Annotated in this window: 17 protein-coding genes and 2 pseudogenes; 10 read left to right on the forward strand and 9 right to left on the reverse strand. The window is 41.3% G+C overall.

Annotated features, from left to right (window positions below):
• Positions 1–11 precede the first annotated feature (11 nt).
• Positions 12–455, forward strand: coding sequence for a 4'-phosphopantetheinyl transferase family protein (locus tag MKP07_RS37050; protein WP_240853040.1), 444 nt, complete (start codon positions 12–14; stop codon positions 453–455).
• Positions 456–490: 35 nt separating this feature from the next.
• Entirely contained in the window at positions 491–712 is a 222-nt protein-coding gene (locus MKP07_RS37055; RefSeq protein WP_240853041.1) for a hypothetical protein, read from the forward strand.
• A 77-nt stretch (positions 713–789) separates the two neighbouring features.
• Here MKP07_RS37055 and MKP07_RS37060 read toward each other — a convergent pair whose 3' ends face one another.
• From MKP07_RS37060 to nusB, 7 genes and pseudogenes are all read right to left on the reverse strand, one after another.
• Positions 790–1,338 (reverse strand): glycosyltransferase family 2 protein, encoded by a 549-nt coding sequence (locus MKP07_RS37060; RefSeq protein ID WP_240853042.1) that lies wholly within the window; start codon positions 1,336–1,338, stop codon positions 790–792.
• Between the two features lie 136 nt (positions 1,339–1,474).
• Positions 1,475–1,851: pseudogene (locus MKP07_RS37065) on the reverse strand (glycosyltransferase).
• 356 nt (positions 1,852–2,207) lie between these two features.
• Entirely contained in the window at positions 2,208–2,873 is a 666-nt protein-coding gene (locus MKP07_RS37070; protein WP_240853043.1) for a glycosyltransferase family 2 protein, read from the reverse strand.
• 29 nt (positions 2,874–2,902) lie between these two features.
• Positions 2,903–3,493, reverse strand: coding sequence for a dephospho-CoA kinase (coaE, locus tag MKP07_RS37075; protein ID WP_240853044.1), 591 nt, complete (start codon positions 3,491–3,493; stop codon positions 2,903–2,905).
• A gap of 84 nt (positions 3,494–3,577) precedes the next feature.
• On the reverse strand, positions 3,578–3,898 hold the full coding sequence (gene yajC, locus MKP07_RS37080) for a preprotein translocase subunit YajC (RefSeq protein ID WP_240853045.1): 321 nt from the start codon (positions 3,896–3,898) through the stop codon (positions 3,578–3,580).
• A gap of 21 nt (positions 3,899–3,919) precedes the next feature.
• Positions 3,920–4,375 (reverse strand): DUF1573 domain-containing protein, encoded by a 456-nt coding sequence (locus tag MKP07_RS37085; RefSeq protein WP_240853046.1) that lies wholly within the window; start codon positions 4,373–4,375, stop codon positions 3,920–3,922.
• 82 nt (positions 4,376–4,457) lie between these two features.
• A complete protein-coding gene (nusB, locus tag MKP07_RS37090; RefSeq protein ID WP_240853047.1) occupies positions 4,458–5,039 on the reverse strand; it encodes a transcription antitermination factor NusB in 582 nt (193 codons plus the stop codon).
• An 832-nt stretch (positions 5,040–5,871) separates the two neighbouring features.
• Here nusB and MKP07_RS37095 point away from each other — a divergent pair.
• Both MKP07_RS37095 and groL read left to right on the forward strand, forming a co-directional pair.
• The gene (locus tag MKP07_RS37095) at positions 5,872–6,153 is read left to right on the forward strand and encodes a co-chaperone GroES (protein WP_240853048.1); all 282 of its coding nucleotides are present in this window, start codon (positions 5,872–5,874) and stop codon (positions 6,151–6,153) included.
• Between the two features lie 145 nt (positions 6,154–6,298).
• Positions 6,299–7,936 (forward strand): annotated as a pseudogene (gene groL, locus MKP07_RS37100) (chaperonin GroEL).
• A gap of 580 nt (positions 7,937–8,516) precedes the next feature.
• On the opposite strand, the gene MKP07_RS37105 reads toward groL, so the two are convergent.
• Complete coding sequence (locus MKP07_RS37105) at positions 8,517–8,738, reverse strand: PspC domain-containing protein (RefSeq protein WP_114788913.1); 222 nt, start codon at positions 8,736–8,738, stop codon at positions 8,517–8,519.
• Between the two features lie 432 nt (positions 8,739–9,170).
• On the opposite strand from MKP07_RS37105, the gene MKP07_RS37110 reads away from it, so the two are divergent.
• The 6 genes from MKP07_RS37110 to MKP07_RS37130 all read left to right on the forward strand — a co-directional run bounded on the left by MKP07_RS37110 (position 9,171) and on the right by MKP07_RS37130 (position 15,655).
• Positions 9,171–10,394 carry a 3-isopropylmalate dehydratase large subunit gene (locus MKP07_RS37110; protein ID WP_240853049.1) on the forward strand — a complete coding sequence of 408 codons (1,224 nt, stop codon included), beginning with the start codon at positions 9,171–9,173 and terminating at the stop codon, positions 10,392–10,394.
• Positions 10,340–11,830: an aconitase family protein gene (locus MKP07_RS37115; RefSeq protein ID WP_240853050.1), complete on the forward strand. Its 1,491-nt coding sequence runs from the start codon at positions 10,340–10,342 to the stop codon at positions 11,828–11,830. Before MKP07_RS37110 ends, MKP07_RS37115 begins: the two co-directional genes overlap by 55 nt.
• On the forward strand, positions 11,806–11,940 hold the full coding sequence (locus MKP07_RS40780; protein WP_262920249.1) for a hypothetical protein: 135 nt from the start codon (positions 11,806–11,808) through the stop codon (positions 11,938–11,940). The genes MKP07_RS37115 and MKP07_RS40780 overlap by 25 nt, the downstream gene beginning before the upstream one ends.
• A 218-nt stretch (positions 11,941–12,158) precedes the next feature.
• On the forward strand, positions 12,159–14,435 hold the full coding sequence (locus MKP07_RS37120) for an aconitate hydratase (RefSeq protein ID WP_240853051.1): 2,277 nt from the start codon (positions 12,159–12,161) through the stop codon (positions 14,433–14,435).
• A 105-nt stretch (positions 14,436–14,540) separates the two neighbouring features.
• Positions 14,541–15,074: a hypothetical protein gene (locus tag MKP07_RS37125; protein WP_240853052.1), complete on the forward strand. Its 534-nt coding sequence runs from the start codon at positions 14,541–14,543 to the stop codon at positions 15,072–15,074.
• Between the two features lie 134 nt (positions 15,075–15,208).
• Positions 15,209–15,655 carry a hypothetical protein gene (locus MKP07_RS37130; protein ID WP_240853053.1) on the forward strand — a complete coding sequence of 149 codons (447 nt, stop codon included), beginning with the start codon at positions 15,209–15,211 and terminating at the stop codon, positions 15,653–15,655.
• Between the two features lie 219 nt (positions 15,656–15,874).
• Here MKP07_RS37130 and MKP07_RS37135 read toward each other — a convergent pair whose 3' ends face one another.
• On the reverse strand, positions 15,875–16,402 hold the full coding sequence (locus MKP07_RS37135; RefSeq protein WP_240853054.1) for an RNA polymerase sigma factor: 528 nt from the start codon (positions 16,400–16,402) through the stop codon (positions 15,875–15,877).
• Positions 16,403–16,571: the final 169 nt, after the last annotated feature.

Consider the following 16,571-nt stretch of genomic DNA (forward strand, 5'->3'; position numbering starts at 1 on the left):
AAATAATCTGGATGAATACTTTAACTCCTTTGGGCGAGGAGGTACATGTGTATGAGTGTGACATTGACACCTTAGATGTAGAAGGACTAAAAGTATTATTGAGTTCTACTGAGTTAGCCAAAGCAGCAGCTTTCAGGCAACCAGCGGATGCAAGCCGGTTTATCGCTGGTAGGGGAATTGCCAAAAAAGTATTAGCTTTTTACGGATCGACAGATGCTGCCAGGGTTATTATTAACCCTGGTAAAAACGGGAAACCGGTTGCTTTAACAGATGCTGATAAGATGCTGCCTGCTTTTAATATCAGTCACTCCGGTAATAAAGTGCTGATCGCATTTTGCAACCAAATGGTGGGCATTGATGTGGAATTGGTAAAAGAGATGGAGCTGGAAAGTATGGCCGGTTTGGTGTTTTCTGAAATGGAGCTCAGTATATTAAAAAATCTACTGATCCCATAAATACGTTCTACCGTTTTTGGACACGTAAAGAAGCGTTGCTTAAAGCGGTGGGGGTGGGGCTCACGGATCATTTACCATCTATCGATATTAGCCAGGCGATAAATGACGACTTTACAAAATCCTTCACCGATCAGCAGCTGCACTTACTTTCGTTTACCATGCAAGATGAGGGGACTTATTTTGCCAGTCTTTGCTATGTTAAAAACACATCGACCTGCTTTGTTCGTATGACGAATGAGTTATTAAGCCAGCTATAAACAGATGCCTACACAAAATTAAAGCCCTGCGTTATCGCTGCATCTTTCGTTCTCCGCAATGAACTGACTTACTTCAACTATCGCTGTTTATTTTCTTTTCGACTTTTCCCAGGCAGCACTTTGCGATTTTTTAAAGTACCGGTTAATACGGCTATTACCGCATAATTCATCAGGCAGAAATAATAAGGAATAAAGAATGCTTTTACTTTAAGGTTTCTCTTTTCCAGGAAATAGCCAACCAGGCTAAGACCATAGAAAACGATCTGTCCGATCAGTAAGCCAATGTACAGGGGATGTTGGGTTTGTTGGGCAATAAAAATATTGAGTATAAAAACCAGTATCATCAGGAAAGGGGTGACCGTCCAACGTAAAACGCGGTGACTGATATATTGAAAGGTCAGGACAGGATTACGGAATGGGTTGGCCGCTTTTTTCAACCGGAATATAGACTGGATGCCACCTGCAGCGATTCTTATTTTTCTTTTCAGTTCTTCTTTTGAGTCAGCAGAGCCTGTTTCCATAGCATAAGCTTTGGGTTCGTAAGCTATCACAAATCCTTTTTCTGCAATACGCATGGCAATCATGTGATCGTCGATAATAGTGTCGGTTTCAACCGGCTCGTACAACGATCTCCTGATGCTGAATAATTCGCCGGCTGCTCCAACGTTACTGTATAATTCGTAATCCCATTTTTTAGGGCCGATTCATATTTCCAGTAAAAGCCTTCTCCTGCCGAACTGGCATCCGCGCTTTCGGCAACCATTATTTTTTCTCACCTGCCACCGCGCCCACTTTAGGATGTTGGTAATGTTTTACCAGTTCCTTTATTGCAGCTTTATTCAAATAAGTATTAGCATCGGTAAATACAATAATATCGTTAGTGAGCTCGGGCATTACTCTTTTTATAGCCGCCATTTTACCGCCCCGCTCATCTTTATGATATAATCTTACCTGCGGGTAGTTTTGTATTTTTGTGGTGTTCGGTCGTTAGATCCATCCGTCACAAAAACAATATCGAACAGGTGCGCCGGGTAGTCTAGCTCCAGGCAGTTTTGTATTTTCTCTTCAATATAAGCTTCCTCATTGTAGGCGGCTATTAATAATGCTACAGTAGGTAGCCTTGTTTCATCTAAAACAATGGCTTGTTTCTTTTACCTACAACTCGTTTAAGCTTTAGTAATGCATATAAAAAATGCCATAACCGGCAAATGCATAAAAAACAATAAAAAGACTGATCCAAAACAGAATAATCATGGTATAAAATATCCTAATGAGCTGCTACTTGCAGAATGGGTTAAATTCCACCAAATACCTTTAAACGTTTGGGCAGCGAGGTCGGTTCTGCCGTTTTTAACATGTATCAAAAGCTGTTTTGGCGTGGCTATAAAAATATAATATGCAGAAAATAGCGCAGTATTGGTGAGATTGGTATTTTTCCTGATATACAACATGCGATTGCGTGTCATAAAAAAAGCTTTAATAGGACTTGCTTTGCCTACGCTGATCGATTCTTTGTGATAGATAACTGCTTTGCCTGTGAACCAGATTTTTTACCGATTCGCTTAAATTTTTCGCACCAGTCCAGCTCCTCATAGTACAGGAAATAGCGTTCATCCATCATCCCGGCCTGGTCCAGATCTGTTCTCCGACACATTACAGCAGCGCCATGACAAAACCTTTCCCTGCTGTCATTGCTGTATTGTCCCGTATCGGTTTCTTTTTCGCCTATTGCTCCGTTTCTTGCGGTAATATAGTTCATCTCGGTAAAGCCGGCATACTGAATCAATTTCTTGTTCTCATGAAATTTGATTAACGGGGATAGCAGACCTATAGAGGGGTTTTGCTCCATCTCCTTCACCAGGGCTTCCAGGAAACCTGCCGTTATTTCAGTATCATTATTAAGCAGCAAAAGATAGTAGCCTTTGGCGTTTTTAATGCCCAGGTTATTCCCTCCGGCGTAGCCAAGATTTTTAGAAGAATGAATATAGATAAGACCCGGGTAGGCAGCTACAAAATCTGTCATCCTGTTCTCGGCAGGAGCATTGTCTACCAGTATTACTTCCACCTCGTCACTATTGGTAAATTTTTTTACCGATTTTAAAAAATCTATAGTAACGGCTGGTTGGTTATAATTTACCGTTATAATCGAAGTTAGAGGCATTGGTTTACGAAGATAAAATCTTTTAGTAATCAACGATCCGCTAAATTTACTAAAGTCTGATGTAATTCAAATACCTGTGCGATCACAGATTTTTCCCCGTTATTGTCTATTACAAAATCGCAGCGTTTCATTTTCTCTGACTCGTCCATTTGCTTTTCCATTCGAGCCAGAATAGCGGCCCGGTCAAGACCACCGCGTTCAAGCACCCGCTCGATACGTAACTCTTTTTCTGCCCATACGCCTATAGTGTAGTCCAGGTGTTTGTTGCTGCCGCTTTCAAATATCAGTGCAGCCTCTTTTATAGCATAAGGTCCCTGCTGGCGATTAAACCAGTCAATTGAATCCTGTATCGTTATAGGGTGGGTAATGGCATTTAACTCAGCCAGCAATGGTGCGTTATTAAAAACCTTGGACGAAAGAAATGCTCTGTTTAATTGGCCTTCTTTATAGGTATCAGCGCCAAATAGCTCAGTGAGCTGCTGCCTTATTTGCAGGTTGGTATTCATCAGGTTTTTAGCAGCGCTGTCGGCATCATAAATGGCTACACCCAGGGTAGAAAAAATATTGGCAATGGTTGTTTTACCACTGCCAATACCGCCTGTAAGGCCGATTTGTAACATATTATAAGTTTGATGCCTGCCTGCCGGCAGACTGGTTCAGGTTTAATATCCGATGCTTAAACCTAAATTCATTAAACTCTTAAATTATTTAGCTGGTGCGGCAGGCTTATTGATTTGCGCTGTCCAATCCATGCTGATAGCTGATTTTTCAATTTTGATATAATTGCCCGGGCTGATTTCGATGTTTAATGTACCGTCTTCATTCACCTGTTGAATTTTACCATGTATACCAGCTATCGTTACTATTTTATCGCCTTTTTGTAAATCTTCAATAAATTTTTTCTGATTTTTTGCTTTTTTCGCCTGTGGACGAATAAAGAACAACCAGAAAACCAATACCATACCTACTAAGAAAATCAATTGAAAAGATCCACCACCCTGGGCTTGTAAAATGTAATGCGTCATTATTTATTGTGCTTTAAGATTTTATTTGGTAACGTTTACCTTGAAAGTTAAAGTGTGCTGCGTAAAAGGTTTGGTGTTGGCCGTTACAACAACTGTTTTGGTATGTGAGCCTTCGCTTTGTCCTTCGCTGTTAAATTTGGCAACAATTTTCTCTTCTTTTCCAGGTAAAACGGGTTTTTCAGGTTTCTCTGCTACAGTACATCCGCAACCAGGTTGTACGCTGGAAATGATCAAAGGTTTATCACCGGTATTTTTAACCACAAAAGGAATTTCTACTACCTGTCCCAATTTCACATCTCCCAGGTCTTTGAAAGTCGAATCTACCCAGTTAATAGTAGTGAAGTTGGATGAATCTTTTAAAGCTTCCTGTTTTAAGGAATCGGTTAAAGGGGCGTTTCCGGTTGTTTTGTTGTTGTCATTACTATTGCAGGCAACTAATGCAGCAGCAGCAGAAATAATCAGTACTAAACGTTTCATGTTATCCAGATTGATTTTAATTTTATTTGAAGTGCGAATGTAGATCAATATTCAAACTCAGCGAAAAATATTGCCTTCAAAATCAGGATTTTCGGAAATCCTTTTTATTAAGCTTTCCTTCTTCCACCAGTTCTTTATGAATATTATCAAGGATACCATTTACAAAATGACCACTTTGAGCCGTACTGTAGTCTTTCGCAAGGTCTATGTATTCGTTGATCGTTACCTTGGGTGGAATAGTTTCGAAATATAAAAGCTCTGCTACACCCAACTTCATTAACACCATATCCAGCAGTGCAATACGTTCCGGATCCCAGTTTTTTAGTTTAGGGGTAATCAGGGTAAGCAGGTAATCTTCTTTATCTATTACCGTTTTCAAAAGATTTACGGCAAACTGCTCTTTATCAGCAGTGATAATTTGCTGAAACGCTGTGGACTGTGGTTTGCGTATAAAGCTAGCAATGCTTTGCACAATCATTTCACCATCATCGTCCCAGTTGCTGAATATTTCTTCAATATGCGCTACAAACTCTTCGTTATTCAGCATCAGGTCATTGAAAATATACTCAAATATTTTGCGGTCTTCCTGCAGGCTTTGCTGCTGAATACCGATATAGTGTAAATACTGTTGAGAAGTAGTGAGTTGCATGTAGATTTTCCTCACCAGCTCTTCATCGATCAGGTGCTCGGTTTTCTCGTTCTTGAAAGCAATTTTAACTTCGTTCAGGTCGAGTATCTGCCAAAGCAGGTTGCTACCAGCCAGTTTCGTATTAACGTTCAGGTCTTTTTCGCTTGGAATGTATTTGTTTGACTTGCGAAAAGCATCTTTTCGGCGTAACGGGCTATTTCAGTTAAAAAATGCACCGCATACACCATTAAAGAGCGTGTTTGGCTGAAATGTTGTCTAAGCGTTTTTTGTGGATCAAGGGGTTTGTCGGTATCCAGACTGGACGTGTACGAATAAAGGGTTTGCATCACTTTTACCCTTATGTTTCTTCTGCTAATCATTGAATCAAGAACTATTTTGAACCGGCGAAGATAAGGCTTTTATTAGTTGACAGGTTGAAAAGTTGGGGAGGGCAGTAGACAGGCTGATAAGTTGATAGGTTAACCGGGAGGGGTAATGAGCGGGTTGGTTGGCAAGCTGAGGAGAGTTGATGAGGCGGAAGGGATAACAGATTGACTGGTTGATTATTTGAGCGGGATAAATTAAACAGAAGACTATATTATTCTAACAGACCTTGCTACCAAATAAACGAGTAAGATCTCAATCCGACCCTTGTCAACCTGTCAACCTTTAAACTAGCAGGCTTATTCACCAATCAACTAACATTGCCATCTTGTCATTTGTTGAGCTTCGAGTTGGGTAAGCTGTGTACAACCTGAAAAAATTTCATGTTTCCCAACCGTGGCATATTATTTAGGGTACATTTGCCAACCATAAAGTGATTCAATAGGAATCACCTTAAATAATCAAATTTTTTAAAAAGATAAACATGGCTAAAAAATCGACTGTTACCCCTTTACATGACAGGGTAATTGTAAAACCAGCAGCAGCTGAAGAAAAAACAGCGGGCGGTATCATTATTCCTGATACAGCAAAAGAAAAACCACAACGCGGTACTGTAGTTGCTGCCGGTCCTGGTAAAAAAGACGAACCGGTAACCGTAAAAACCGGCGATACTGTGTTGTACGGTAAATATGCAGGTACTGAAATCCAGATCGATGGACAGGATCTTTTAATTATGCGTGAAAGCGATATTCTTGCAATCGTATAAGCCTTTTCCGGGCTTTTTTAAACGAGAGCTCAAACGATTCGATGACCTGGCAAAAGGGGCACGACGCAAGTATTGCTGACTGTAGCATATAAGCTGGGTTCAAAAGATCTAAAATCTAAATACTAAAAATCTTAAGTCTAGTAAAATGGCAAAACAATTACACTTCAATATTGAAGCTAGAAATAAAATGAAGAAAGGCGTTGACGTTTTAGCAAACGCCGTAAAAGTAACCCTGGGTCCTAAAGGCCGTAATGTGGTTATCGAAAAAATTTGGTGCTCCTGCTGTAACTAAAGATGGTGTTACTGTAGCAAAAGAAATTGAGCTGGAAGATGCGATTGAGAACATGGGTGCTCAAATGGTGAAGGAAGTAGCTTCTAAAACTGCGGATATCGCAGGTGATGGTACTACTACTGCTACTGTATTAGCTCAGGCTATTATCAGCGAAGGTTTGAAAATGGTAGCTGCAGGTGCAAATCCAATGGACCTGAAACGTGGTATTGATAAAGCGGTTTCTTTGGTGGTAGAAAACCTGAAAGCGCAAAGCCAGACTGTAGGCAGCGACAGCAAAAAATCAAGCAGGTTGCTTCTATTTCTGCTAATAACGACGACCAGATCGGTGATTTGATCGCTCAGGCATTTGGTAAAGTAGGTAAAGAAGGTGTTATTACTGTAGAAGAAGCAAAAGGTACTGATACTACTGTAGACGTAGTAGAAGGTATGCAATTCGATCGTGGTTACATCTCCCCATATTTCGTTACTAACAGCGAAAAAATGGAAGCTGAATTACAAAGCCCGTATATCCTGATCTATGACAAAAAGATCAGCGCTATGAAAGATATTCTTTCTATCCTGGAAAAAGTAGCTCAAAGCGGCCGTCCTTTGGTAATTATTGCTGAAGATTTAGAAGGTGAAGCATTGGCTACCCTGGTGGTAAATAAATTACGTGGTACCCTGAAAGTTGCTGCTGTTAAAGCTCCGGGCTTTGGCGACAGAAGAAAAGAAATGTTACAGGACATCGCTATCTTAACAGGTGGTACGGTAATTTCTGAAGATATGGGCCATAAATTAGAAGGTGCTGATATTTCAGCTTTAGGCCAGGCGGCTTCTATTACTATAGACAAAGACAACACAATTGTTGTAGGTGGAAAAGGTAAAAAGGCTGACATCGTTGGTCGTGTAAACCAGATCAAAGCTCAGATTGAGTCTACTACATCTGATTACGATAAAGAAAAATTACAGGAGCGTTTAGCTAAATTAAGCGGTGGTGTTGCTGTATTATATGTAGGTGCTGCTACAGAGGTTGAAATGAAAGAGAAAAAAGACCGTGTAGATGATGCTTTACATGCAACTCGTGCGGCTGTTGAAGAAGGCATCGTACCTGGTGGTGGCGTAGCTTACATCCGCGCCGTAGCTTCTTTGGATGTAAAAGTTAAAGGTCAGATCGAAGACGAGCAAACTGGTATGGCGATCGTTAAACGTGCTTTGGAAGCGCCAATCCGCACTTTAACTGACAATGCAGGAATCGATGGTTCAATCGTTGTTCAGAAAATTAAAGACGGTACCGGCGATTTCGGTTTCAATGCAAGAACAGAGTCTTACGAGAACCTGTTCAAAGCAGGTGTTATCGACCCAACTAAAGTAAGCCGTGTAGCTTTGGAAAATGCAGCTTCTATCGCAGGTATGTTATTAACTACCGAGTGCGTAATTGCTGACAAACCAGAACCTAAATCTGCGGCTCCTGCAATGCCAGGCGGTCCTGATATGGGTGGTATGGGCTATTAATTTAGTTGATAGTTTCACATAACGGTTAACAATAGTTGACCGTTTAAATATAAAAGTCCCGCTTCGATTTTCGAGGCGGGACTTTTTTGAGCTGATATTAAAAAAGATAGAGGAATAATGATTATGGAAATTGAAATGGAACGGTTTCAACGCTATTGGGAAGAGTGATCATTGTATATTGATAATAGATCGACATCTTTCTTTTGTTGTAATTCTGGCTTTCATCTAATAAATAAGGGCATTCATCTAATAAATAAGGGCATTCGGCGAATTTTGCCGTTGTATGGTGATTAGTGTGTATATCTTTATTACGGTTTAGAGGGCTAGAGTGGGCAACGACACCTTTCCAGGTATGGTTGACCCCTCTTTTTTGCATAACCATGAAATTTTCTTGAACCATGGGGCCTTTAGTCTTGAATTTGCCGATATATGCAGTAAGCTCACCTTATTTAAATTTTGAAACGGGGATTTCCACTCAGGCGGGCATGCAATAGGGATATTCCGGCCAATGAGCCAACCGGCATTTATGAATAATCTGTAAAGCAAGCGATAGGAAAGAGCGCAAATAACAGTTTTACTACTACAGGTAGTACCAGGGGTTACGCTTCGAGGAAGAAATATAATTTTTCATATTCTTCCAAAAAGCCAGTACCATGTAAACGATGATGGGCGACCCCATGGTTAATACCGAAGAGTAAATAAAATATTGCCTGATACGACAGGGAGAAATATGTAACCTGTCACCAATAGAAGAGCAAACACCAAAAGCATTCCACTCCACAAAATTTTTTAGGCGATTCATACTAACTATAGTTGGTTTACGCGACAAAATTACCAAATCCTTCGATAATTTCAATAAGTTCTGTCAATTAGAACCCTTATTTTTTGTAAATTCGCGCCATTGCTAATGAAGGTATTATTAATATAAATATATTATAAATGGCATTTGATCTCGAACTGTTTTGGAAAACTCATTCTGAATTTGAACAAAAGTTAACAATGCCCGTTAATCATTAAAACACCTTCTGATCTGAAAGACAAAATGTTACACTTCACCTCTGAAAAGGATAATGCTGCAATTATTGCCTGCAATAATGGTAAAGCTATGTAGATTTTACTCCGGGGAAAGTGGCTCTGAAACTATAGAATATTATAATCGACACAGGCTGGTAAAGAAAATGGCAGTGCCGGCATCTGTTTTAAAATCTGCCTTCATATTGAAAAGACTTCTGTTATGAACATGTATAAGGATTACATTAAGGAAATTGAAGAAAGAAAAGTTCAGGGGCTTCATCCAAAGCCAATTGATGGCGCTGAATTGTTGAGCGAAATTATCGAACAAATAAAGGACCTCGGTAATGAGTACAGGGAAGATTCTCTTAAGTTTTTTATTTACAATACTTTGCCAGGTACTACAAGTGCTGCCGGTGTGAAGGCCCAATTTTTAAAAGAGATTATCCTGGGTGAATCTGTTGTGGAAGAAATATCCACAGCTTTTGCTTTTGAGCTATTATCACACATGAAAGGTGGTCCCTCTATTGAAGTGCTGTTAGACCTGGCCCTGGGTAACGATGCTGCAATTGCACAACAAGCGGCGGCTGTTCTTCAAACACAGGTATTCCTTTACGATGCCGATACAGACCGTTTAAAAGAAGCGTTTAAAAATGATAATGTAATAGCTAAAGAAATTCTGGAAAGCTATGCTAAAGCAGAGTTCTTTACCAAATTACCGGAAGTGCCTGAAGAAATTCAGATAGTTACTTTTATTGCCGGTGAGGGCGATATATCTACCGACCTGTTGTCCCCTGGTAACCAGGCGCACTCGCGTTCTGACCGGGAATTGCATGGTAAATGTATGATCACCCCTAAAGCACAGGACGAAATTAAAGCGCTTCAGGCATTACACCCCGACAAGAGCGTAATGTTGATTGCGGAGAAAGGTACTATGGGCGTGGGCTCATCAAGGATGTCGGGAGTAAATAACGTAGCTCTTTGGACGGGTAAACAAGCGAGCCCTTATGTTCCATTTGTTAATATTGCGCCGATTGTTGGCGGTACCAATGGTATTTCCCCCATCTTCCTTACTACGGTTGATGTTACGGGCGGTATCGGTATCGACCTTAAAAACTGGGTAAAGAAGACTGATGCGGAAGGTAATATTGTACGCGACGAAAATGGAGATCCTGTATTGGAAGAGGTTTATTCCGTTGCAACCGGAACCGTTTTGACCATCAATACTAAAACCAAGAAATTATATAACGGAGAGCAGGAGCTGATAGATATCTCCAAGGCTTTAACTCCTCAGAAGAAAGAATTTATCAGGGCCGGTGGTTCTTATGCTATCGTATTTGGTAAAAAATACAGACGATTGCAGCCAAAATTCTCGGTATTGAGCCAACTCTGGTGTTTGCGCCTTCAAAAGAAATTTCAAACGAAGGGCAGGGGCTTACAGCGGTAGAGAAAATATTTAACAGGAATGCAGTAGGCATTACGCCGGGCAAGATCCTACATGCAGGATCTGATGTTCGGGTGGAAGTGAATATTGTAGGTTCGCAGGATACCACAGGGCTGATGACCGCACAGGAGCTGGAGTCGATGGCAGCCACTGTAATTTCACCTATTGTTGACGGTGCTTATCAATCAGGTTGTCATACAGCATCAGTATGGGATAAAAAAGCGCAGGCTAATATCCCCAAACTGATGAGATTTATGAATGATTTCGGTTTGATCACAGCCCGCGACCCCAAAGGCGAGTATCACTCCATGACGGATGTTATTCACAAAGTACTTAACGATATAACTGTAGACGAGTGGGCCATCATCATTGGTGGTGACTCTCACACCAGGATGTCTAAAGGGGTAGCTTTCGGAGCCGATTCGGGAACAGTTGCGCTGGCCCTGGCTACCGGAGAGGCTTCTATGCCTATTCCGGAGTCAGTAAAAGTTACTTTCAAAGGCGAGATGAAAGAGCATATGGATTTCCGTGATGTGGTTCATGCTACGCAGGCACAAATGCTGCAACAATTTGGAGGTGAGAATGTGTTCCAGGGAAGAATTATCGAAGTGCATATTGGTACACTCCCGGCAGATCAGGCATTCACTTTTACCGATTGGACTGCTGAGATGAAAGCCAAAGCATCTATCAATATTTCTGAAGACGATACCCTTATCGAATCATTGGAGATTGCCAAAGGCCGGATACAGATCATGATAGACAAAGGCATGGATAATGAAAGGCAAGTGCTTCAGGGATTAATTAATAAAGCGGATAAGCGTATTGCTGAAATTAAATCAGGAGAGAAACCTGCGCTTACGCCAGATGCCAATGCTAAATACTATGCCGAGGTAGTGATTGACCTGGATGTGATTGTAGAACCTATGATCGCCGATCCGGATGTAAATAATAAGGATGTATCCAAGCGTTACACACATGATACCATCCGCGCTTTATCTCATTATGGTGGCGATAAGAAAGTAGACTTAGGTTTCGTAGGGTCTTGTATGGTGCATAAAGGAGATTTGAAAATTGTTTCTCAAATGCTTAAAAACCTGGAAGCGCAACAAGGTAAGGTGGAGTTTCATGCTCCGCTGGTAGTAGCTGCTCCAACTTATAACATTATTGATGAGTTGAAGGAAGAAGGCGATTGGGATCTGTTGCAGAAGTATTCCGGCTTTGAGTTCAGCGATCTGTTACCTAAAAGCGCTGCCCGTACCGAGTATGAAAATATGATGTACCTGGAGCGTCCCGGTTGTAACCTTTGTATGGGGAACCAGGAGAAAGCAGCTAAAGGCGACACGGTAATGGCTACCTCAACCCGCTTGTTCCAGGGACGTGTGGTAGAAGACTCTGAGCGCAAAAAGGGGAGTCTTTGCTGGCGTCCACACCGGTGGTAGTATTGTCCGCTATACTGGGCAGAATTCCCAATATGGATGAATATAAAGCCGCAGTAGAAGGCATCAACCTGACCAAGTTTATTCCTTCTGTAAAAGAGTTGACAGTTTAGTATGATTAAGTATTTTGATATAAGTAAACCCCGTTCTGTTTTAGCAGGACGGGGTTTTGTTTTACGAACCCAATGACTCTAACGAGTTTTGGCCCTATTTCTGCAACCTACTGTCGAGGTTTGTTTTAGCTTTTCGAAATATCCAATCGCAGGTAACAATCCTTAACTTTGTATTCTCTCGCGAATCTTAATTTTTTAGTACAAAAAAATTAGTAGACATGGCATTCGATCTCGATCTGATTAAGAAAGTATACTCCGGCTTTGAACAAAAAGTAAACGCTGCCCGGCAGCTATTGGGCCGTCCTTTAACTTTTACCGAAAAAATATTATACGCGCATCTGACCAACCCTGCTACAAGGGTATATGAACGTGGTGTAGACTATGTGGACTTTGCTCCGGATAGAGTAGCTATGCAGGATGCCACAGCCCAAATGGCACTTTTGCAATTTATGCAGGCCGGACGGGCTAAGGTGGCTGTGCCCTCGACCGTGCATTGTGATCACCTTATTATGGCAGAAACAGGTGCAGAAGCCGATTTAAAACAAGCCAAGACAGAAAGTAAAGAAGTGTTTGATTTTCTTGCTTCCGTATCTGATAAGTATGGTATTGGTTTCTGGAAACCAGGTGCCGGTATCATTCACCAGGTAGTTTTGGAGAACTATGCTTTTCCCGGTGGTATGATGATTGGTACTGATAGCCATACCGTGAATGCAGGTGGTTTAGGAATGGTGGCTATTGGTGTAGGCGGCGCCGACGCCTGCGATGTAATGGCGGGGTTGCCGTGGGAACTGAAAATGCCGAAATTGATCGGTGTTAAATTAACAGGTAAGCTAAACGGCTGGACTGCACCTAAAGATGTGATCCTGAAAGTGGCGGGTATACTTACCGTAAAGGGTGGTACTGGTTGTATTGTGGAATACTTTGGGGAAGGTGCTTTATCTATGAGTTGTACAGGAAAAGGCACTATTTGTAATATGGGTGCTGAAATTGGCGCTACCACTTCAACTTTTGGTTATGACGACAGTATGAGTCGTTACCTAAGGGCTACGGGGAGAGAAGAGATAGCAGCTGCAGCTGACGCCATTGCTCAGCATTTAACTGCTGACCCTGAGGTGTACGCTAATCCCGAACAATACTTTGATCAATTAATTGAAATCAACCTCAGTGAGCTCGAGCCGCATTTGAATGGTCCTTTTACACCCGATCTGGCTACGCCTATTTCAAAAATGAAAGAAGTGGCCGCTGCGAACGATTGGCCAACTAAAATAGAGGTAGGATTGATCGGCAGCTGTACAAACTCTTCTTATGAAGATATCAGCCGGGCTGTTTCACTTGCCAAACAGGTGAGTGAGAAAGGGCTTAAAACAAAGGCTGAATTTACAATCACGCCAGGTTCGGAACAAGTGAGATACACGATACAGCGCGATGGTTTCCTGGATACATTTGACAAAATTGGCGCTACTGTATTTGCTAATGCCTGCGGTCCTTGTATTGGCATGTGGAACCGGGTGGGTGCTGAGAAGAAGGAGAAAAATACGATAGTGCATTCTTTTAACCGGAACTTTGCCAAACGTGCTGATGGTAACCCTAACACTTATGCATTTGTAGCTTCTCCCGAAGTGGTGACAGCCCTTGCAATTGCGGGCGATTTAACATTTAACCCGCTTACAGATACATTGATCAATGAAAAAGGCGAAACGGTAAAACTGGATCCTCCAACCGGGGAAGAACTACCTGCCAGAGGCTTTGCTGTTGACGATCCCGGGTACCAGGCTCCGGCTGCTGACGGTAGCGGCGTTCAGGTAATTGTGGATCCTGCCAGTAAACGGCTGCAGCTATTAGATCCGTTTACTCCATGGGAGGGAACCGATCTGAAGGGCCTGAAACTGTTGATCAAAGCCAAAGGGAAATGTACTACCGATCATATTTCTATGGCAGGCCCCTGGCTGAAGTTCCGCGGGCACCTTGATAATATTTCGAACAATATGCTGATAGGTGCGGTGAATTTCTTCAATGACAAAACAGATAATATCAAGAACCAGCTCAATGGTGAATACGGCCCCGTACCGGCTACCCAACGTGCTTATAAAGCAGCGGGCATTGGTAGTATTGTCGTAGGTGATGAGAATTATGGCGAGGGTAGCAGCCGGGAGCATGCGGCTATGGAGCCACGTCATTTAGGCGTGCGTGCTGTTCTGGTAAAATCGTTTGCCCGCATTCATGAAACGAACCTGAAAAAGCAGGGAATGTTAGCGCTTACGTTTGCGGACAAAGACGACTATGAAAAAATACAGGAAGATGATGTAGTAGATATTATAGGTTTAACTGAGTTTGCACCAGGCAAACCGTTAACCCTGGTATTGCATCATTCGGACGGTACTTCTGAAAATATCCAGGTGAACCATACTTATAATGATCAGCAAATTGAATGGTTTAAGGCCGGAGGGGCGCTGAATATCATCAGGAAGGAGTTCGCAGGTAATAGCAGTAACTAAGTATTCTGTAGCAAATTTTAAAAAAGGTGTTCATTAAAAAAAATGAACACTTTTTTGTTGCGTTATTTAAAGTCAATGCGTTTTAGATACAAAACATATTTGCAAATGAGACGAAGTACTGCCCTCGCCTGTTTTTTGGTAGCATCGATATCCGTGCTTTTAATGAGCTCCTGTCAAAAAGAAAGTGACAGTGAGCAGGGGTATTATTTAGCTACTGCCTATAAAAATGATCTTACCGTACCTGTAACCATCCAGTATGGATTACGTTTGAAAAGGCAGCCGGTTAAAGAAGATACTACAGGGTTTATTGGGCAGGGGATAATAATCGAACCCGGAAAAGCTTATGAGACTTCAGTTTTTATCTGTACGGCTAATTGTGGTCCTTCATTCCTGAGCGAGTCAGATCCCCGTTATCAAAAGAACCTGGTTAAAGTAACGATAAGTGGTAAAGAGAAAGTCGATACGTCCTGTGGGTTATATTACTCGCTCTTCCCGGATGCAGCAAGAAAGACGACTTGCGAAGCAGACCTGGCCAATCTCTTTAAAGATGAACAATGGGTTAAAACCAAAAATGCAGCCGGAAATATTATAAGACGAGAGTATGTGATAGACCAGGCTGATTTGGCGGAGGCAAAGTGATTTACATTGTATATCCGGGCAAATCAGGAAGACGAACTCTTTTTATGAATTGAAATTAAGCTGTTGGACTTTTCCTGTTGCGAAAATCTATTTGCTATCGTCTTTGATAGTATTACTTTAAATCAAATACTGTAATGAGGACTTCAATTTTAGTGATACTCGTCTCGGGCCTTATGGTATTGGCATGTAATAAGAATGCCAGGGTTGGCGATGATTGCGAATCGGACTGCAAGTTCAACCAGGTATGCACGGAGGAGTTCAGGAGCCTGATGGTGCAGGTGGTTGATCAATCTAATGCGGGAGTAGAGTTGGACAGTTTCAAGATCGTAAGAACGAAGGATAATAAAGTTATACTTGACAATGTACAATGGCAACAACCGGCGGGTGTTTCCTATAAGCCCGGAGTGTACTTATTGTATTCCGATGGCTATATGAAAGAAACCTCCAGGTGTGGAGAGGATTTTCATTTCAAAGGGTATTTAAATAATAAAACTGTAGCCGACAAAATATTCAGGATATCTCATGACTGTTGCCATATTAATCTGGTTTCAGGAGATACGAAAATTGTTATTGAACCATAAAAAAACCGCTGATCAAATCAGCGGTTCAATTAGTCGTCATCCTATGTAAACCGGTTGGCTTCGGCAAGAATATTCGATAAAGGAGTTAGCGAATTTCTTTTGTCCTATCGGAAACACAAGATGACAGTATTTTAAAACGATCAGTTGTATTTTGTTTCCTATACTAACGAATACAATACCAGAAATGTTTTAGTAACAATGATTTAATTATTGTTAAAACTATTTTCCGGTCATTAGTTTTCTTAAATTCATTAATCCGTAACGCATTCTGCCTAATGCAGTATTAATGCTGCATCCGGTCATGTCGGCAATTTCTTTAAAGCTAAGATTGGCGAAATGTCTGAGTATAATTACTTCTCTTTGCTCTTCGGGTAATTGTTCTAAGAGGTCTTTTGCTTTACCCATACTTTGTACTTTAATTATTTTATCTTCTGCATTCTGCTCAGTACAGTTGATAGTGTCCAGCACCTCGTTGTCTGTATTGCTTTTTGCAAAAGGAAAGCGTTTCAGCTTTCTGAAATAATCAACGCATAAGTTATGTGCAATGCGCATAGCCCAGGGAAGAAATTTTCCTTCCTCTTTGTATTTACCACTTTTCAGGGTTTCTATTATTTTAATAAAAACATCCTGGGAAATATCTTCCGCATGGTATTTATCCTTAACTATAAAAAGTATAGTGCTGAAAAGCTTATCCTTGTACCTCTCCAGTAATGAATCGAGTGCCGATTCGTTACCACTTGTAAACAAGTGTATAAGCTCGTTGTCGCTCTTTTTATATCTGTAGTCATTACTTTCTGAAATGATTAAAATGGTTGTAGCCTTTCTTTCTTCTCATGCTCCCTGCTCACTATACCGCTACGGATGCAAATCACCCAAAAAATTGCCCAAAAGTGTTAAAAATTTTGTTAAAATTACA

Source organism: Paraniabella hibiscisoli, from assembly GCF_022512515.1.
Lineage (GTDB): Bacteria > Bacteroidota > Bacteroidia > Chitinophagales > Chitinophagaceae > Niabella > Niabella hibiscisoli.